Source organism: Methanohalobium evestigatum Z-7303 (assembly GCF_000196655.1).
In the GTDB taxonomy this organism is placed as follows: Archaea; Halobacteriota; Methanosarcinia; order Methanosarcinales; family Methanosarcinaceae; genus Methanohalobium; species Methanohalobium evestigatum.
In genome coordinates this window covers 1,747,722-1,766,388 of the sequence record NC_014253.1, presented here as the reverse complement: position 1 = coordinate 1,766,388, position 18,667 = coordinate 1,747,722, and the positions used below count along the sequence as shown (strand labels likewise).

Sequence of the window (18,667 nt, the reverse complement as noted above, 5' to 3'; positions counted from 1 at the left end):
TAAGGAAGGAATCATTCCTTCCTGATTTTTCTTTTTTCCAGTTATAAATAAAACTCATTTTGCTAAATTTGTCCGATTGCTTGTTTTTGAAAATCGATATATTAAAATATCTACATGTGCATTCATCCTCAAAAATAAAAAAAGAGGGTGTTTATACATGAAAACGATAAAAACCAAATTAAGCCTTATTTTAATCACCGCAGTTGTATTGTTTGCAGTATCTGTATCAGGTTGCATGGATACAGGAAACAGTGATAACGGACAGACCGATGGTATGCAGTCAAATATCAGCCAGATGGTACAGATTGCTGACAAAAACATCCCGTCAGGATTTACCTATCTCGGTTCACCGTCAAAAGATGCCGGTGAAATCAGAGAAGATTATGCAGATGTATCGGGAATCGTAGATGCGGCAGAGAGTATTTACAAAAACTTAGGTGGAACAGAAGTACACATCACAGCAGTAGAACTTGAAGATTCATCATCAGCACAAAACTTTATCAAGGAGTACAAATCCGGATTTAAACCGCTGAATAACAGCAACAGGTTTCTGGAGAAATCCTTCAACAACCATACTGCAACACAGATCACAAAATACATTATAGAAGGTGGCAATCAGGTTCCAAGATATACATACACATGGAACAACAAAAGCATTGTGTTTATAGTTGAAGGCAACACCGATGACTATACAGTAACCCGTCAGTTCTCAGAAGCTACAGGTTACTAAAACTTTCCTTTTTTATTTTAATAATTTAGAGATTAAAAATTTCTTATCCTAAGTCTGCAACATGTAATTAGCAGTCCTTGTTTTAGGATTACACAGAGTATCGAAAAATTTTAAATTAAAATAAAATAAAAATTGGAGGGCTCAAATAACAAAGCCCATGATTATTTTACCAGAAGAACACCTTTGCCGTTGACGTTCACGTCACCGGTGAATTTGCGGTAGGTTTCTCCTTCATATTCTTCAGTACCTTCTTCTCTATATGAGGGCATCAGTTCGGCAAGTTGACCCTTGACAACAACAGTACCTTTTTTCATCTCGACAGCAGCCATAGTGGAGTTGCCTTCGATGATTATCGTGCCGCCGTTGTTTGAAATCGCAGGTAAAAGCCCTGCATTTCCATTAACCAGTATCTCTCCACCGCACATGTGTTCACCGAGATAGTCGCGGACATCACCATTGATGGTGATTTTTCCGCCGCCCATACCGCAGCCTTCTCCACGGTATCCACTGCCTACATAATAACCGGCATTACCATTGACAACGATTTCTCCACCGGTCATCTCTCTACCGAGCCAGTTATCCGCATCACCGTTGACAGTAATTTTTCCGCCGCTCATGTGGCATCCGCAGTGCATGTCAACATTGCCGTTGATTTCCATTTCACCGGTGTTCATACCCTGTCCGATACGCTTCATCCGGGAGAAATCACCACTCATTATGATTTTAACGTTTTCAGCACTATCAGAACCGTCTACCTCTACATCAAAGAGTTCACTGATTTTGACAGGTTTTTTACCGTGCCACAATTCAATGTCTTCAATTTCTTCCTTCGATTTTGAAGCAAAAACATCAGGCTTGATGTTTTCAGCTTCTACAGGTATACTGTTTTTCTCCTTAAGTTCCAGATTTACGGTCTGCATTCAGGCTTCCTCCATTTCCAGTTCTACAGGTCTTGGTATGTATTCGTCTTCTACCATATAGTTGGATTGCTGTACTGTATAGTATCTCTTGAATTTCTGTGCAAGTTCTGCATGCATATTCTCGGTTTCACCGTTTGGTATATTGGTGGCGTTAACCCAGTAGGTTTTACCTATAGGTGAGGATGCAATGTCTCCGTCTTTAACTACAACATTTCCGTCCTTGATGGTGTATTTTGTACCCCTGAATGCCTCGACCACTTTATCATTTTCAACGGTAGTATCCACTTCATCGGGTTTCAGGTCATATATGGCTATATCTGCATCAGCCCCTACACCGAGGTTGCCCTTTTGAGGCATGCTGTATATCTTTGAAGGGACACCACGGGTCATTATCGCAAGTTCATACAGGCTGAGTTCCCTGTCGATATCTGGTAGTTTTATTCTGTCAAACGTGGTGTCTGTAAACTGTGACATGATCTCATCCCGTTTCTTGGAACTCATAAGATACGTATAGGCTTCAGGATAGTTTACAAATGATCCACCGTTTGGATTGTCTGTTGTAAACATGGCTTTCCATGGATCATCTACAAGAAGACCCAGTTCAAGTCCGATAGCCCATTGTACAGCATTGACAAAGACCTTCTTTTTGTAATCGATTGGTACAACACCAGAAGTCCCTTCAAGCTCTACATCTTTGTTGCTCCATTTTTCATGAAGCATACGTGAATTGGCGTATTCCAGAGGACCGTCGGCAGTCATTGTCATGGCAGGTCCAAATATTACCTGTCCAAGGTCAAAAGTCAGGTTTTCTGTTGTGTTCAGGTAATCCGCAACCATTGGTGCGCCCGATTTGAAATCTCTCCATCCATCGCCTGCATAGGAATGGAACTGTACATGGGTGAAATGAGCTGCTTGCCTGTCTCTCTTGGGTTTGATGTTGTCTTCCATGAGTTTCATGGTCTCAAGGGTGGTCTCATAATTGCCCGGTTTACCGAGATTGTTGCAGTGGATATGCACCGAGTGCGGAAGGTTCAATCGTTCATTGGTTTTACCAAGGCCAAGAAGTATATCAGCAGGTGTCACGTCAAAATTGGGTACATTATCATAGAGACCGGTAACGTTTTTACCCCAGCTCCATGATTCACCACCACCAGGATTTACGATTTTGATACCGTATCCGCGGGATGATTTGAGAGCCCATGCAACATAGGCGGCAAGTTTTTCCGGCTCGTTGTCCCTTATGTATTCCATTACCATCCAGTTGTCACCAAAAAGAGAGAGCCCTAACTTGTCCTGAATAGGTATGGATTCAAATTCTTCGTGTACATGACGTGCGTTAAGCAGAGGTAATGCAGCTTCAGTAGCGGTGGTGTATCCCAGTTTTGCATAGCGGTAACCAATAGCATAGGTGTTTGGTGTTGCATATCCTGCTTGTGCTCTTGTGGTCTCTGTAGGTGCTTCTTTACCTGATAATCCGGGGATGGGGTTTCTGCGCATGTCGTGGGGACTCATCATCCTTCCGACATTGATTTTTCCAGCCCAGTGTGTATGTCCGTCGAATGCACCTGCCATAGTAAGTCTGCCATCAGCATCGATTTCTTTGGCATTTGAAGACAGGCTGGTTGATTCTACTATTTTTCCGTCTTTGACAGCCAGGTCCATCTTATCGCAGTCAACACCGTTGACAGGATCACAGACGGCTGCATTTTTGATTAATAATTCAGACATTTAATTCACCTCTGTTTGAGTTCTCTTACCTTTTGAATGAGGTCTCTTACAATCTGTTCGTCACTGTTAAATTCGGTGTCTACCAGTTTCTTCATCCTCAGTGGTATGTTGTCCATTCTGTATGCAGTACCTTCAGCTTCAATACCCACAACAGCTGAAGGAATCACAACATCTGCAATATGGGTGGTTGGGTTTTCGAATGGGTCTATCTGGATAAGTGGAATATTTGCCAGTTGTCTGACAGATTTCTGTGGGAAATGGGAACCTGGGTCTGCAGCAGCAATCAGAGCGGCGTCAGCCTCTTCTCTGTAAAGTAAATCATTGGCACCGGTTTCTCCCGGATTGTAGTAGGCATAACCGTGTGAGAAATCTATAGCCATCGGGAAACCAACTTCCCATAAAGCAGTCTGTCCGAATCCTGCAACATTATAATGACCTCTCATACTCAGCATGACACATTTTGAATGCTGGTTGATGTCTGCAACAAGTGAGGATACTGCGTCACCGTTCTTGTATTTTGAACGGGACTGGGTTGTACCCATACCGAAGAATATACAGCTATAATTGGCATTTTTCAGTGTGTCGGCAACTTCCAGAATATCATCTTTTGATACACCTGCAACCGAATCAGGAATTACATCCTCATTTTCGTTAATTGCTGACCTGATAGCAGTTAATAATAATAGGTCTTTGCCTTGCTCGACCTGTACTAATTTATCAGAAAGTTTTGCTGTATCGGTATTTCTGACATCGACGGTAACTATTTTTCTGTTTTTCCTTCCTTTTGGTGTGAAGAAACCTTTGGCATAGGAGGAATATCTGCCCATGTGTCTCGGGTGGGCGTGCACTGGGTTACATCCCCAGAAAACTATTACATCAGCACGGTTTTTCATCTGACCTACAGTTGCGGCAGGCAGCCCTTTTTCCTGAATTGCCAGAGCAGAAGGACCATGGCACACATTAGCTGTTGAATCAATTACAGACCTTGTCTCTTCTGCCAGCTGGATGCCCTCTCGTATGGCTTCACAGGATGTTGATGCCCATCCATAAGAAAGAGTGCGGTTGGAATTTACCAGTGTTTCAGCAGCTTTTTCTATAGCTTCATCATAGGATACTTCCACAAGTTCACCATCTTTTCTTATCATCGGGGATTCGATTCTCCCGTGCTCAAACATTCCAACCATTTTGTTTTGACCGAGAATGCAGGCACGTTCTGCATTGGTAATTTTATTATTTTCAACTGTAACTGTGATATCATCACACAGTGTTCCGCAGAAAGAACAAATTGCATCTTTTATTACTTCTGCCATTGTATCTTTTCTCCTTTTTAATAATTAAATTATTCACAGTAACTTCTGATTAACGATTTTAAATCGAGCGGTTTTTCTTCGGTAGGTTCAATAGTAGCATTTACACCTTTAAAACCCGGCATACCGCACCCATGAGTTTCGGGATTCAGGACAGCATTGGACCACGGACCCATTGGTATGTGACCCAGTTTTTCCGGATTGTCATCATTTATTTTAGCATAAACTACAACTTCCCCATAGTCGGTTTTTACTTTTATGTAATCTCCTTCATTGATACCGAGTTTGCTAAAGTCATTTGAATTCAGTTCACAATAGGCACATTCGTTAAAATATGCATTATTCATCTTATGTTCAAGAAAAGAACCCTGCCAAGCAGTTCTTGCTGATATAAGGTTTACTTCCAGTACCATATTTTTACCTCTTCATATTGTGTAAGTTAGATTATTTATTACAACTTCCTGTATTCTTATATTGGATGTAGTATTATGTTTAATAATTATTGGTTTAAAAATTACGTTTTTATTTTCACGTTTTGTTTTTACTGTTTTTAACCATCAATTTTTAATTGTGTTATAGCATATATAATTCTATAGATACAACAATGCCTTCTGTGTACAGTTGCTTTGAGTAAGCTGCCTGATATAAGACATTGTTCAGTCGGTTGTTTGTGTATTACCAAATTCCATCCAATTATTGCTTGGTTTCGAGCACAAACGATGCGGTGCAGACAGTGATGCATCGTACGGGAGTACTGGCGCCCCGCAAGTGGCAACGCCAGGATGGATGGCGACCACAAAACACAACGGATTTATCCGTTGGAGTACGTCAGAACCCAAACATTCATATAATTTCAGTTCTTTCAGTCGTAACGTTCTATAACGGATTTATAGTATAAAACCTGTATGCCCGGATGGCCTAGCAGGTCAAGGCGCCAGACTCATAGGGATGTTTATAACAGGCGTCTTAAATCTCCTGAGAAATCTGGAGACCGCGTGTTCGAGTCACGCTCCGGGCATTAAGCTATATTTTTCTAAATTTATTTACCTTTTTCTCAAAGGTTGAACTTTTTATGATATCAATATTATTAATTAATTTTTAATATTATAAAGAACAATATTTGAATAAATTGTAATTGATAACCAAAATTACAATTTACACCTTCGGTACGAGGGGTAGAGCCTGTGGACTTGTTCCATAAGGGAAAAGTATGAAACAGGAAGCACTTTAAATCATAGATTTAAAGTTATCCTTAAATTTTTAATTTAAGGAGCCAGTTGGTCTTTAGCCAAGTGGTAGTTCACGGTAGAAGGTTAATTAGCAAATACCGGTTAATCTGTGTATGTGTTGTTATTTCACAGATTGGGCAGACATAAAAACCGGTTTGTCTCCTACCTTAAGGATGATGAACCCCACTTCCAGCAAAGCTGTATTTATCACAGATATGGAGTTTTCCCCTCATTCTCCATATCTGCATATCGCTAATTTTTAAAGCTTTCAAAAAACTGTGTGTATTATCAAATAATTTCTATTTGTAAACAAATAGATAAATTTTTAAGATAGTATAACTGGAATTGGTATGTGGTATCTGAAATTTTTTTATTAAAGATTAAAGATATCAAAAAATAGTAGTAAGGGATATCATGAAAATTCGAGTAGTTAGTACAAAAGATGAAATAAAAGACCTGAACGAGAAAGATGAAATAATACATATGGCTTTTAGACCATCCAACAAAGACGTTTTTTCGATAGTGTCCAGTTGCCCGAATCTTAAGGCAATACATTTATCAAAATCATATAAACAGACACTATCAGAATCTGCAAAAATGTTTCTGGATATGCAGGGCATTGAGTTGCTTGAAGGCGATGTCTGGGGTCATAGAAAGGATATAAATGAATATTCTGAAGTTTCTGAAAACGTGTACAACAAAATAGAAGACCTTAAGCACAAGGGATTTTCAGAAAATGAAATCCTTGAAAAAATGGAATATGAAACAAACTTAAGCCCAGATTTTGTAAAATTTTTGATTGAACAAAAGGTTGCTTAACCACTTCTTTTTTATTTTTAATTTTTAAATATATAACATAATTCGATTTATTCCAAAAATGGATTATTAAACCAAAACCCTGATTTGTTAGCTATTTTTATTTTTCATCTCTTTACACGGATAATGTTCACATGATTTATAGTTGCATGTAGGTGTATATGTTTCACTTTTGTAGCAGTAAAACCAGTCACTTTTATCTGGGAGTATGCGTTGGTAATTAGTATCGTTTTCGCGTCTTAATTCCTGTTTGATTTCTCTGACAAGTGTTTTACTTACATTAAAACGGTTTGCTAATTCTCCGATTGTGATGTCTGAATTTTTCAGACATTGTTTTATGGCTTTTCTCAAAGCTTTATAATCTTTTGAGTTGTACTTATTATTGTTAACCATTCCCTCCCCCACGATGGAAAATCATTAACATGTAGGATATCAATCCTTTGACTTTACCTATTAGTTTGCCAGAACTTAAATTTATTTTTCAAATCACAAAAATATAAAACAGTAGAAAAGGAAATTAAACCAACTGGAAAATATTAGGTGATAATGGTGCTATTAGAAAACTTACACCTTTCATTTTAAAGGTTGCATATTTTTGATATTTAAAACAGGATATAAAAGTTCCCACATTGTCTTTCCTTCGGTATCAGAGTAAGAATCCAGATAATTGTCAATATTTGCATCTATATCTTTTATGCAACTTGCAACAAGGATTATGTAGGAAATAAAAGCATCAACTTTATCACTGTATCTGGGAGCGTTGATAAATTTGTGAGAAATTCTGACCGGATAGTTTTGATACTGATTCTTCAGAGATGAGGGCATCGGATTTAAATATAATTCCATTTTCCATTTTCCACCACCATAATCCTCGACAGAAATCAAATATCTGTAATGAAAATAGCTGCCGTTTTTTCGATGCTGGTAGATTTTTTTTGTTTCTGCAACCACATAATCGGATTTTTCGGTTATCAGGTTAATTTCTTTTCTATCAATGGTAGTGTCAGGTATAACGCCCGCAAACTCGAATTCATTGTACATAATATAACAAATGTTTTTTTGTATATTATATTTTATCTTATAGTTTTATAACTTAAAAAATAGATGAAATTATCACGTAATGCTTTTATAAAATAATAAAGATAGACCGGAATATATCACTTCAATTCTATATTAGGGGTTAAATGTAATAGAAGAATTGTTGTAGTGTTAAATCATCAAAAACTTATAAGTTTATTTTATGAAACCGGATATAATCACTAAGCTCAAAACACTTGACTTTGGCAAAATCAGTTATGAGAAACTTTTTCTCTGGATAGTGGTGCTCGGGTCATTGTACTTTATAAGTCTATCCAATTACCTGCTTTTTCATGTTCTTGTGGAACTTTTTAGTATCCTGATAGCTTTGATGGTTTTTATACTGGTTTTAAAATCAAAACATTTTCTTGAAAACAATTACCTTATTTTTATAGGAATAGCATATTTTTTTGTAGCCGGTTTTGATATTCTTCATACCCTTTCGTATGAAAATATGGGTGTGTTCTCCTCGTTAGGGTCAAATTTGGCTACACAAGTATGGGTAACTGCAAGATATATTGAAAGTATATCTTTACTGCTGGCGCCGGTTTTTTTTGTAAGCAAATTTAAACAAAGTATAAAATTGGATTTGTCCAGAAAAACCGATTATAGAGTGGTTTTTCTTTTATTTGCAGTGGTATCATTCATCCTGCTTTTAACTATTTTCCACTGGGGAGTATTCCCTGATTGTTATATAAAAGGTGTAGGTCTTACAGCATTTAAAATAATAAGTGAATACATCATCTCAATAATACTACTGGGATCATTAGTTCTTTTGTACAGATACAGAGCGTATTTTAGTGTATATGTGCAGAACCTGCTGTCCTTATCCATATTTTTGACTATTATTGCTGAATTTACATTTACTCTCTACGTTGATGTTTACGGAATTTTAAACATTTTAGGTCACTACTTCAAATTGTTTTCGTTTTATTTTATATTCTTGGCTATCATAGATACAGGATTTTACAGACCGTACGATATTCTGTTTAGAGAATTAAAAAGAAGGGAGGAAGATTTCAAAAAGCATGCTCAGATACTTGACCAGTTGCATGAGGCTGTAATCACTCTGGATTCCAATGAGAAAATATTAAGCTGGAATAAAGGTGCTGAACACCTTTTTGGTTATAGTAAAGATGAAGTATTGGGAGAACCCTTGTCTCAGTTCATACCTTCATACAAACACTGTAATCTGTCAAACCATCTTAACAACAGTTCTTTTAATGGTGCTAACAACAGCCAAAAATTCGAAATAAAAATGGTGAGAAAATCCGGTGAAAAGTTCTATGCGTTGATGTCTTGTTCCGTATCAAAAGATGGAGAGGGGAATATAAGTGGCGCTATATGCTATGTCCTTGATATAACCGAACGTAAACAGTATGAACAGCAGCTCCAGAAGATGCATGATGAGCTTGAAAAACGTGTTGAGGAACGGACACAGGAACTTAAAATTCAGAAAGATAGAGCACAAAATTATCTGGACATAGCAGGTTCTATTATTATTGCACTTAACCCTGATTTTAGTATTAAACTTGTAAACAGAGCTGGGCGCGAAATACTGGGATACAGTAAAAATGAACTAAAAGGTAAAACATTGTTTGAGTTTATCCCGAAAAGATACGCGTTGGAAGTAGATAAGGTTATCAAGGGTCTGATGTTTCAGAGAAATGTAAGTTTAATTGAATATTTTGAGACCGCAATTGTAAATAGGAATCTTGAAAAGCGTATCATTGCCTGGAATGGTAGAATTGTAAAAAATGATGACTATGAGATAACCTGTATTTTGATTTCAGGAAATGATATTACAGAACGTAAAAACACTGAAAAGTCGCTGGAAATGAGTGAAAAACGTTACAGGCTTCTTTTTGAAAACGCAGGCGATGCAATCTTTATAATAGATACGGAAGGTAATATCATAGAAGCCAATAAGGTAGCTGCAAATATGCATGGCTACACAGTTAGTGAACTTATAGGTTCCAATATAATGGATATTGAAACAGAAGATGTAGCTCAAAAATTCCCAAACTTGGTACAGCGTGTACTTGATCAGAAATGGTTTGATGAAGAAATTACCCACAAAAAAAAGGATGGAACGGTTTTCTGGGTGGAAGTAAGTGCTGAATATTTTGAACTTGAAAACCAGTATTATATACTTGCTATAGAAAGGGATATAACAGAAAGGAAAAGAGCCAATGAACTGCGGTTAAGGGAAATCCATCACCGTGTAAAAAACAACCTTCAGGTAATCAGCAGTTTGCTCAATCTGCAGTCTACAAATTTTGAAGACAAAAGTGTGATTAAAGCTTTTGAAGAAAGCCAGAACCGAGTCCGATCGATTGCACTTGCTCATGAGAAACTGTACAATTCCAGTGATATGGTAAGCATTGATTTTGGTAATTATATCCAAACTCTTACGGATTATCTGCTTCAAGCATATTTAGATGATAACAACAATATTGAATTGAATCTAAACATCAAGGACATATATTTAAACATGGATGTTGCGATACCGCTTGGCATTATTGTCAATGAACTGGTAACCAATTCGTTAAAACATGCATTTTCTGATAAATCTTCGGGACAAATTAATGTGAGTTTTACTGAAGATGATTCTGTTTATACATTAATTGTCGATGATAACGGAGATGGTATTCCGGAATACGTAGACATCAACGAAACCGATTCACTTGGTCTGCAACTTGTAAATTCACTTGTAGATCAAATTAACGGTACAATGGAATTTGAAAATTGTAATGGGACAAAATTTACAATCAAATTTGAAGCAGTTGAATAAATCAGGTCGATATTTAAATTTTTAAAAATGAATTCGCAGTTTCTGGGTTGTGTCTGTTCTTCATTGATTTAAAAGATAACAAAATATATATCATGTATGAAATTAACCTGAACTTATGAACTTTCAGATATTGGATGCAGATTACAGTATTTATAATGATGAACCGGTGGTACGGCTTTTTGGTAGAGGAGAGGACGGTAGCAGTGTTTGCTGTTTTGTACCGGGATTTGAACCGTATTTTTATGCCAATGTAGCCGATGACTCATATCTACAGACACTGCCACAGTTTATAAAAAACAAATTTGATACCGTCAAGGATGTAGAACCTGTACAAAAATTTGAACCTATTGGTTATCAGGAATCAAAAAAACCGATGTTAAAAATTACCACATTTTATCCAAAAAATGTTCCAGAAATAAGGGATGATGTACAGGGTCTTGAAGGTATTGAAGACGTATATGAAACCGATATCCTGTTTAAAAACCGTTTTATGATAGATAAGGGTTTACATGGAATGGCTCTGGTTTCTGCTGAACCTGCTTCTACATCAGAATCTATCAATGATAGAGATGTAAAATGTGACAATATAATAACCTCCTACAATGTGGAGGAAATAAATAAAATCCCAAACATTGGATTAAAATATCTGGCTTTTGATATAGAATGCCTGCCACCTGAGGGAGGCATGCCTGAACCTGAAAGTTCGCCCATAATTATGATAAGTCTTTCTTTTGAGCCGGAATATAAAGGTAACAATACACTGGTTCTTGTATGTAAAAACCTGAAAGATGTTGAATCAGATATAGAAATATTTGATGAAGAGGAAGATATGTTAACCCGGTTTTTTGATATCTTTCAGGAATATGACCCTGATGTTGTTGTCGGATACAACATGAATGACTTTGATATACCCTATATCAAGGACAGAGCAGATTATTTGAATAATAAAGGAGCCAGTATAGTTCCCAGAGTGGGGCGTGATGGCAGGCTGATGACATATCGACGGCTGGGTACAAGAACAATGGTATCCATGACCGGCAGGATAGTAATGGATACATTGCCTCTCATAAGACAGCAGTTTAGTCTAAAACGCTATACACTTCGCAATGTATCCAAAGAACTGCTTGGAAGAGAAAAACTCGATGTTGAACCCCATCAGATGGTGGAATACTGGAACGATGGCGGTGAGAAAACTAAAAAGTTTATAGATTATGCCAGACGTGATTCAGAACTTGCACTGGAACTTGTTACCAAATTACAACTGCTTGATAAATATATAGCATTGTCTCAGGTAAGTGGTTCTGTTTTACAGGATGTAGTCGATGGCGGACAGAGTTCTATGGTGGAAAACCTACTGTTTCGTGAATTTGGTAAACAGGGGAGGGTAATTCCACCAAAACCCGATAACAGACCAGATGATAATGAACAGGGAGAGGAAATAAAAGGAGGAGAAGTTCTTGAGCCGAAAAAAGGCTTGCTGGATAATGTTGTAATACTTGACTACAAATCCCTGTATCCCACTATAATGATGGCTCACAACCTCTGTTATACTACTGTTGTTGTTAATGACCATCCTAATGGTGAGACAATAAATCCTCCATCGGGTGGAGAGTTTGTTAATCCAGATGTATTAAAAGGAATCGTCCCCTCAATTCTGGAAACTTTACTGAACCAGAGGTCTGAAGTTAAAAAGAAAATGAAATCCATCTCCGACGGAGACACCTACAGGATGTATGATGCGACACAACTTGCATTAAAAATCCTGTTAAACAGTTTTTATGGTTATTCAGGTTATGCACGTGCACGGCTTTATAGTCTAACTCTTGCCAACGCGGTAACAAGCTATGGTAGGGAAAACATCCAGAATACCCGTGATCTTATAAATAATAATATCCGTAAGGTGGTTCTTAAAGATAATCAGGCATACCTCCCAGATGAAATATCACCTGAGGATGAGTCAGAGGATGTTATCAATCTGTCTGTAGTTTACGGGGATACTGATAGTGTTTTTATACATTGTTCACCGGAATATAATAATGACATATCTCTTGAAGACGCTGAATGCGTGGGTACAAGGATAGCAGAAAAAGTATCTCAATCCCTTCCTGACCCTATGGAACTTGAATTTGAATCTATTGCAAAACGTGGACTGTTCCTTGCAAAAAAGCGATATGCTCTATGGGTTTTTGAACAGGAAAATGATGAATGGGAAGATAGTATAAAGGTCAAGGGAATGGAGACAGTCCGAAGGGACTGGTGTGAACTTACATCAAAGACATTGAACAGGGTTCTTGAACTTGTATTAAAAGAGGGTGATGTAGATAAAGCAGTTGAATATGTAAAAAGTGTAGTAAACAGGGTAAGAAACATCGATGTGCAAAAAGATAAAGATGTTATTGATGACCTTACAATGACAAGGCTCTATTCCAAGAAAAAGGATAGTTATAAGAGCAAACAGCCGCATCTGACTGTGATTGAAAAAACCAAAAAAAGGACAGGTATATCACCGCCTATCGGTGAAAGAGTTCCTTTTGTAATTGTGGCAGGTAATGATTTGTTTGTGAATCGTGCTGAAGACCCAGAATATGTCCGTGAAAATAACCTTACTCTGGATGTAGATTATTATATAAAAAAGCAGATATTGCCACCGGTTGAAAGAATACTTGGCGTATTTGGGGTTGATTCAGCGACACTGGATTATGATTCCCGTCAGAAAGGATTGTTTGATTTTTCAAAAACATCTGAAACTGAATCATTTAACAACGCTAATAAAGAAACAACAGATGAAGAGGATAACGGATTGAAAAACCAATCCAAAAATGGGTCAAAATCTCAGAGTTCACTCTTTGATTTTTAATCTTTTAGTTTAATTTCACCCTCTCTCCGTTTGCAATATACACCACACTTTCGCAGATATTGCTTACATGATCTCCTATACGTTCAAGATAACGTAGTACAAATAGCAGATGTGTGGCATTGGTAATGAGTGTCGGGTCTTCTACCATCATGTTGATAAGTTCCATCCATGTGCCATAAAACAGTTTATCTACTTCATCATCTCTGGCAGCGGCTTCTTTTGCCAGTTCAACATCAAGATTTTCAAATGCCTGAAGTGATTTTTGCAACATGTCTTCGGTAATTTCTGCCATTTTTGGTATATCAATCAGGGGTTTGACATGCTCTCCTTCTATACTTTTTGCGATTTCTGCAATATTGATTCCCAAATCGCTAATTCTTTCAAGATCAGTTGCAACTTTTATGGATGCAATTATGAGTCTCAAATCGCCTGCCAGAGGATGCTGTAGAGCCAATAAATGAGTCGCACTTTTTTCAATGTCTTCAGCACTGTCGTCTATATTATTATCCATTTCAATTGTCTCATCAGCAAGTTCGAGGTCTAAATCTCTCAGTGCTTTTGTGGAATCAATGATAACTTTTTGGGATGTATCTCCCATGTTCAAGATGTTTTGTTTTAGTGTGCTTAATCTTCTATTGTATTCATTTCTGACCATTTAACCAACCAAACCCTGCCATTGATGTGTATCTATGGGTAGTATATTTAAATTGATATTTTAAAAATGTTTTTTATCTCTTTTGTTTTTTAATATTTTATATTTGGATACTATTTTATAATAATGGAAGGTAGAAAACCCTGATGTCTTCAGCATCAGGGCTGAATACCGTCCAATATATAACTTAACATATAAATAATGTTAAATCATAATAATTATGGTATGTTAAAAGCTTACAAGTATCGTATGTATCCAAACCAAATCCAACAGGAGTTAATCGCAAAACATATAGGAGCTTGTAGGTTCATATACAACTGGGCATTGGAGAACAAACTCAAATCTTATGAGCAGGATGGTAAAGCAATATCAAGATTTGAATTGAACAAACAGATAAGGGTATTAAAACAAGATCATGAATGGTTGAAAGAGATCAACTCTCAATCATTACAGGGAGCTACTCTTAACCTGGAAAATGCTTTTACCAAGTTTTTCAGAGAAAAATCAGGTTTTCCAAAGTTTAAATCCAAGAAAAACCCAGTACAATCGTTTTCTGTTCCTCAGTATTATAAAGTCGATTTTGGTAATAATAAAGTATACATACCTAAAATCGGCTGGATAAAAACCAGGCTGCATAGAAGTTTTGATGGTAAACAAAGGACTGCGACTATAACAAGAACACCGACAGGAAAATATTATATCAGTATTTTAGTCGATGACGACAAACAATTACCACAAAAACAGACATTCTACGAAGTTAATACAGTAGGAGTCGATGTAGGAATCAAGGATTTCGCTGTCACATCCGACGGTGAAAAAATCGATAATCCAAGATACCTGAAAAATACAATTGAAAGATTGAAGGTATTACAGAAAAGGCTCAGCAGAAAAAAGAAGGGTTCTAACAATTACAGGAAACTGAAACATCAGATAGCAAAATATCATGAGAAAATTGCTAATCAGAGAGAAGATTTCCAGCATAAATTAAGTAATAAACTGATAAGCGAGAACCAAGCTGTAACATTGGAAACTTTGAATGTAAAAGGACTGCTGAAAAATCATAATCTGGCACAGCATATAACTGATGCTTCATGGGGTAGTTTTGTTCAGAAATTAGAGTATAAAGCAGAATGGTACGGTAAAAATATTATCAAGATAGGACGATTCGACCCATCAAGCAAAATCTGTCATGTATGTGGATATTATCATCAGGATTTAGAACTTAAAGACAGAGAATGGGAATGTCCTGACTGTAAAACGATACATGATAGGGACATCAACGCATCAGTTAACATTAAAAAATTCGCGTTGGATAGACAGAATCTAATAGGCATCAATTCACCTTCGGGATGAGGGGTAGTGCCTGTGGACTTGTTCCCATAAGGGAAAAGGATGAAACAGGAAGCCACTTGGTCTTTAGCCAAGTGGTAGTTCACTCTATGAATTAATTTCTTGCATTTTTAACTGGATAATTAAATACATATATCACTGTCAAGATTATTTCCTGGTATGTCTAATATCCTGATAAAAAACACGAGAATTTTCTATAATAATCGTCTTCAGCCGGCAGAGGTATTGATAGATAACGGAAAGATATCTAAAATAGCCAAAGATATCCGTATATCTCATGTGGACAGGGAGATAGATGCGGATAATGCACTTACACTTCCTGCAGGTATTGACGCCCATGTACATTTTAGAGAACCAGGTCAAACTCGTAAAGAGGACTGGTATACAGGTTCATGTTCTGCTGCTGCAGGAGGTATTACAACAGTAATAGACCATCCAAATACAGCACCTCCAACAATTGATGAAAAATCATTCAACAAAAAATTGAATCTTGCATCCAAAAAATCAATTGTTGATTTCGGGATTAATGGAGGAGTTACGAATAATTTTGATAATTTGTCCAGATTATGGGAGCTTGGTGCGACCGCTTTTGGTGAAATATTTATGGCTGAATCAACAGGCGAATTAAATATTTCTGAAGAATCTTTTAATCAGGCATTATCAGAAATTAAAGAACTTGGGGCTGTAGCCTGTATTCATGCTGAAGATGAAGATATCCGCCTGAAGAATGAATCGCTATTAAAAAATGATATGTCTCCACAATCACATTCAAGAGCTCGTCCAAATATATGTGAGTCTACAGCAGTCCAAAAGGCGGTTGATATGATATCTTCTTTTGATACACAGTCACATTTTTGTCATATCAGTACCTCGGAAGCACTCGGAATTATCAGGAATCAGAAGTATATGGCCTATAAAGGAAATAGAAAATCCAGTATTACCTGCGAGTCCGCGCCACATCACCTGTTTTTATCAGACAAATCATGGGATGATTTGGGTTCTTTTGGCAAAATGAACCCTCCTTTGAGAACCCGAAAAAGTGTACAGGCGCTTGTTAATGCCATAAATGAAGGTACAGTTGATATGGTGGCGTCAGACCATGCCCCTCATCGTGAATTTGAAAAAGACATGGATATTAAAAACACCCCTTCAGGTGTGCCGGGAGTAGAAACATTATTACCTCTTATGCTGGCAGGTGTTAAAAAGAATCTTTTCCCGCTGGGTAAGGTAATTGATGTAACCAGTAAAAATCCTGCGAAAAGGTTTGGACTTGATAGTAATTACAAAGGATTATTTAAGGAAGGATTTGATGCTGATTTAATACTTGTAAATCCTCAGGATATGAGAAAAATTTCCTCTGACTTTTTACACAGCAAAGCAGGCTGGACACCATATAGCGGATTATATGGAATTTTTCCGCAATTGACTATCTCCCGGGGAGATATTATCTGGGATGGAGAGATAACAGCCACCAGAGGAAGGGGTAATTTCCTTAAAGGTCGGGGATATCTCATGGACACAGAATGAACAAAAATCAAGTGGTTATGTACATAAAAATAATAAATTATATATATTTTTAAAGAACCATTTTTTAATATGACGCGTAACAAGCTCGCTGTTCATACAACTTTAAGTGAAAATGCATCACGTGTTCTTGAACGGTATGAAAAAGAATTGGGTGCAAAAAACCTGGTACTTGAAAAGGCACTTCTTAATCTGGACAACAGCCGTTTTAAAGCTAAACACGATGTGAATAATATAGATGTTAATATTAAAAGGATGGGCACCGGGATACCAAGCCTTGATGATTCTCTTGAAGGCGGTATTCCCAAAGGATTTTCTGTTATTGTAACTGGTCCACCGGGAACCGGAAAAACTACTTTCTGTGTCCAAATTCTTATGGAACGAATCCGCAACAATGAAAAATGCGTGTTTTTTTCCTTTGAAGAGGATGCTGAACATCTGGTACAACAGTTTATGCGTTATGGTTGGGATATAGGAGAAGCAATCGATAAAGGATATCTTGAGATTTTTGGAATGTCAATAATCACCTCAGAAGAGATGACCCAGATTGTGGATTCTTACAGACCTGATGTGGTAGTCTTTGATTCATTGAATGTATTTTCTAATCCTGAAGAATTTAGAACAGCGGGTACATGGAGGAATGTACACAGGAGCTTGAAACGAAAAAAAATCACTTCATTAATGGTTACAGAAAAAAAACATGGACTTGAAACAAAACAGTTTGATGATTATGATTTTCTTGGGGACGGTATTATCTTTTTAGATACTGTGCCAACTAATGATATAAACCCAACCCCTATGTCTGTTATGGTAGTTCAAAAAATGCGTTCTACTAAAATCGATACTTCGCCTCAACCGTTTACGTTTACAGAAACTGGCATCCATAGTTATGGTTCGATGAATGCATCATCCAAAATATTGCGTGACAGATTACAGAAAAATAACAACCAGAAAGAATGATTTAATTAAAATACGACATTAATCCTGCAATTAAAGTTATAATGTAAACGGCTTTAAAACTACCTACACCACCGAAATTAATGTATGCACTTCCGTTTTTCTCTCTGTCGATTGTAAAAAACGATATAACTGTGCCAATAAGGATTCCAGAAATACTTGATACAAATATAACATATGCAACGTTTTCTGGTGCAAGTATAAGCGCCATTGGTACCGATATAAGTCCGATATAATCGGGGACAACTATACCTACACCATTAACCATTTCTGCAAGTAGTACTGTGGCTACCAGCATGACAAGGAAAATCTCTATTGCAGCAACATTGAACTGTGTAAATAATAAATATATTATCATGGAAGCGGGTATAACAAATCCGCCGAGATTTAATGTTAATTTAGTGTTAAATACAAGTTCTTTTCTGGTTTCCAGTTCTTTTAATACAGGAACTGAGAACAGCTGTTCAAGGATTTGGGCGTTGTTGGATATATTCTTTATTTTTTTGGTACGCACAGTTTTAATGGGTATTTCCAGATTATTTGCAGCAAGCATAAGGAGCAAAAATATAAAGAGAGGCAGTGAAGAAATATTTCCAATTGACAGTTTTCCCTGATAGCATAATACAGCGATTGCCAGTAATGTGATGCCAAAAATTGAAAATGTTTTAACTTCAGACCTGTTGATGTATCCTCGCATATACAATTATTAATTAAATTCTTTATATA

Annotated in this window: 16 protein-coding genes and 1 tRNA gene; 9 read left to right on the top strand and 8 right to left on the bottom strand. The window is 36.9% G+C overall.

What is annotated here, in order from left to right; genetic code table 11:
- Positions 1-157 precede the first annotated feature (157 nt).
- Positions 158-730 carry a hypothetical protein gene (locus METEV_RS08765; protein WP_013195154.1) on the top strand — a complete coding sequence of 191 codons (573 nt, stop codon included), beginning with the start codon at positions 158-160 and terminating at the stop codon, positions 728-730.
- 161 nt (positions 731-891) lie between these two features.
- Here the strand turns inward: METEV_RS08765 and METEV_RS08760 are convergent, their stop codons facing one another.
- Genes METEV_RS08760 through METEV_RS08745 form a run of 4 tightly spaced genes read right to left on the bottom strand, consistent with a single transcriptional unit; the run spans position 892 to position 5,098 of the window.
- Entirely contained in the window at positions 892-1,650 is a 759-nt protein-coding gene (locus METEV_RS08760; protein ID WP_013195153.1) for a formylmethanofuran dehydrogenase subunit C, read from the bottom strand.
- Complete coding sequence (locus tag METEV_RS08755; protein ID WP_013195152.1) at positions 1,651-3,378, bottom strand: formylmethanofuran dehydrogenase subunit A; 1,728 nt, start codon at positions 3,376-3,378, stop codon at positions 1,651-1,653.
- Between the two features lie 5 nt (positions 3,379-3,383).
- Positions 3,384-4,688 carry a formylmethanofuran dehydrogenase subunit B gene (locus METEV_RS08750; protein WP_013195151.1) on the bottom strand — a complete coding sequence of 435 codons (1,305 nt, stop codon included), beginning with the start codon at positions 4,686-4,688 and terminating at the stop codon, positions 3,384-3,386.
- A 29-nt stretch (positions 4,689-4,717) separates the two neighbouring features.
- Positions 4,718-5,098 carry a molybdopterin dinucleotide binding domain-containing protein gene (locus METEV_RS08745; protein WP_013195150.1) on the bottom strand — a complete coding sequence of 127 codons (381 nt, stop codon included), beginning with the start codon at positions 5,096-5,098 and terminating at the stop codon, positions 4,718-4,720.
- 283 nt (positions 5,099-5,381) lie between these two features.
- Here METEV_RS08745 and METEV_RS12415 point away from each other — a divergent pair, with 283 nt between their 5' ends.
- From METEV_RS12415 to METEV_RS08735, 3 genes are all read left to right on the top strand, one after another.
- Positions 5,382-5,567 carry a hypothetical protein gene (locus METEV_RS12415; protein ID WP_157197327.1) on the top strand — a complete coding sequence of 62 codons (186 nt, stop codon included), beginning with the start codon at positions 5,382-5,384 and terminating at the stop codon, positions 5,565-5,567.
- A 25-nt stretch (positions 5,568-5,592) separates the two neighbouring features.
- Positions 5,593-5,703, top strand: a tRNA-Met gene (locus tag METEV_RS08740).
- A gap of 625 nt (positions 5,704-6,328) precedes the next feature.
- Positions 6,329-6,733 carry a DUF1699 family protein gene (locus METEV_RS08735; RefSeq protein WP_013195149.1) on the top strand — a complete coding sequence of 135 codons (405 nt, stop codon included), beginning with the start codon at positions 6,329-6,331 and terminating at the stop codon, positions 6,731-6,733.
- Positions 6,734-6,820: 87 nt separating this feature from the next.
- On the opposite strand, the gene METEV_RS08730 is transcribed toward METEV_RS08735, so the two are convergent.
- Both METEV_RS08730 and METEV_RS08725 read right to left on the bottom strand, forming a co-directional pair.
- Positions 6,821-7,123, bottom strand: coding sequence for a GntR family transcriptional regulator (locus tag METEV_RS08730; protein ID WP_013195148.1), 303 nt, complete (start codon positions 7,121-7,123; stop codon positions 6,821-6,823).
- Positions 7,124-7,303: 180 nt separating this feature from the next.
- On the bottom strand, positions 7,304-7,771 hold the full coding sequence (locus tag METEV_RS08725) for a hypothetical protein (RefSeq protein WP_013195147.1): 468 nt from the start codon (positions 7,769-7,771) through the stop codon (positions 7,304-7,306).
- A gap of 199 nt (positions 7,772-7,970) precedes the next feature.
- On the opposite strand from METEV_RS08725, the gene METEV_RS08720 reads away from it, so the two are divergent.
- Together METEV_RS08720 and METEV_RS08715 are read left to right on the top strand one after the other, a co-directional pair.
- Entirely contained in the window at positions 7,971-10,601 is a 2,631-nt protein-coding gene (locus tag METEV_RS08720; protein ID WP_013195146.1) for an MASE3 domain-containing protein, read from the top strand.
- Between the two features lie 115 nt (positions 10,602-10,716).
- Positions 10,717-13,458, top strand: a complete 2,742-nt coding sequence (locus tag METEV_RS08715; RefSeq protein WP_013195145.1) for a DNA-directed DNA polymerase — start codon at positions 10,717-10,719, stop codon at positions 13,456-13,458.
- Between the two features lie 4 nt (positions 13,459-13,462).
- On the opposite strand, the gene phoU is transcribed toward METEV_RS08715, so the two are convergent.
- Complete coding sequence (gene phoU / locus METEV_RS08710) at positions 13,463-14,113, bottom strand: phosphate signaling complex protein PhoU (protein WP_013195144.1); 651 nt, start codon at positions 14,111-14,113, stop codon at positions 13,463-13,465.
- 222 nt (positions 14,114-14,335) lie between these two features.
- Here phoU and tnpB point away from each other — a divergent pair, with 222 nt between their 5' ends.
- The 3 genes from tnpB to METEV_RS08695 all read left to right on the top strand — a co-directional run bounded on the left by tnpB (position 14,336) and on the right by METEV_RS08695 (position 17,944).
- Positions 14,336-15,463, top strand: a complete 1,128-nt coding sequence (gene tnpB / locus METEV_RS08705; RefSeq protein ID WP_049891292.1) for an IS200/IS605 family element RNA-guided endonuclease TnpB — start codon at positions 14,336-14,338, stop codon at positions 15,461-15,463.
- Between the two features lie 156 nt (positions 15,464-15,619).
- Complete coding sequence (locus METEV_RS08700) at positions 15,620-16,987, top strand: dihydroorotase (protein ID WP_013195142.1); 1,368 nt, start codon at positions 15,620-15,622, stop codon at positions 16,985-16,987.
- Positions 16,988-17,056: 69 nt separating this feature from the next.
- Positions 17,057-17,944 (top strand): RAD55 family ATPase, encoded by an 888-nt coding sequence (locus METEV_RS08695; RefSeq protein WP_013195141.1) that lies wholly within the window; start codon positions 17,057-17,059, stop codon positions 17,942-17,944.
- A 1-nt stretch (position 17,945) separates the two neighbouring features.
- On the opposite strand, the gene METEV_RS08690 is transcribed toward METEV_RS08695, so the two are convergent.
- On the bottom strand, positions 17,946-18,638 hold the full coding sequence (locus METEV_RS08690) for a DUF1614 domain-containing protein (protein ID WP_013195140.1): 693 nt from the start codon (positions 18,636-18,638) through the stop codon (positions 17,946-17,948).
- Between the last annotated feature and the right edge of the window lie 29 nt (positions 18,639-18,667).

Coding starts and splice junctions, on each gene's coding strand:
- METEV_RS08765 (WP_013195154.1), top strand. CDS start 158: ATGAAAACGATAAAAACCAAATTAAGCCTTATTTTAATCACCGCAGTT.
- METEV_RS08760 (WP_013195153.1), bottom strand. CDS start 1,650: ATGCAGACCGTAAATCTGGAACTTAAGGAGAAAAACAGTATACCTGTA.
- METEV_RS08755 (WP_013195152.1), bottom strand. CDS start 3,378: ATGTCTGAATTATTAATCAAAAATGCAGCCGTCTGTGATCCTGTCAAC.
- METEV_RS08750 (WP_013195151.1), bottom strand. CDS start 4,688: ATGGCAGAAGTAATAAAAGATGCAATTTGTTCTTTCTGCGGAACACTG.
- METEV_RS08745 (WP_013195150.1), bottom strand. CDS start 5,098: ATGGTACTGGAAGTAAACCTTATATCAGCAAGAACTGCTTGGCAGGGT.
- METEV_RS08735 (WP_013195149.1), top strand. CDS start 6,329: ATGAAAATTCGAGTAGTTAGTACAAAAGATGAAATAAAAGACCTGAAC.
- METEV_RS08730 (WP_013195148.1), bottom strand. CDS start 7,123: ATGGTTAACAATAATAAGTACAACTCAAAAGATTATAAAGCTTTGAGA.
- METEV_RS08725 (WP_013195147.1), bottom strand. CDS start 7,771: ATGTACAATGAATTCGAGTTTGCGGGCGTTATACCTGACACTACCATT.
- METEV_RS08720 (WP_013195146.1), top strand. CDS start 7,971: ATGAAACCGGATATAATCACTAAGCTCAAAACACTTGACTTTGGCAAA.
- METEV_RS08715 (WP_013195145.1), top strand. CDS start 10,717: ATGAACTTTCAGATATTGGATGCAGATTACAGTATTTATAATGATGAA.
- phoU (WP_013195144.1), bottom strand. CDS start 14,113: ATGGTCAGAAATGAATACAATAGAAGATTAAGCACACTAAAACAAAAC.
- tnpB (WP_049891292.1), top strand. CDS start 14,336: ATGTTAAAAGCTTACAAGTATCGTATGTATCCAAACCAAATCCAACAG.
- METEV_RS08700 (WP_013195142.1), top strand. CDS start 15,620: ATGTCTAATATCCTGATAAAAAACACGAGAATTTTCTATAATAATCGT.
- METEV_RS08695 (WP_013195141.1), top strand. CDS start 17,057: ATGACGCGTAACAAGCTCGCTGTTCATACAACTTTAAGTGAAAATGCA.
- METEV_RS08690 (WP_013195140.1), bottom strand. CDS start 18,638: ATGCGAGGATACATCAACAGGTCTGAAGTTAAAACATTTTCAATTTTT.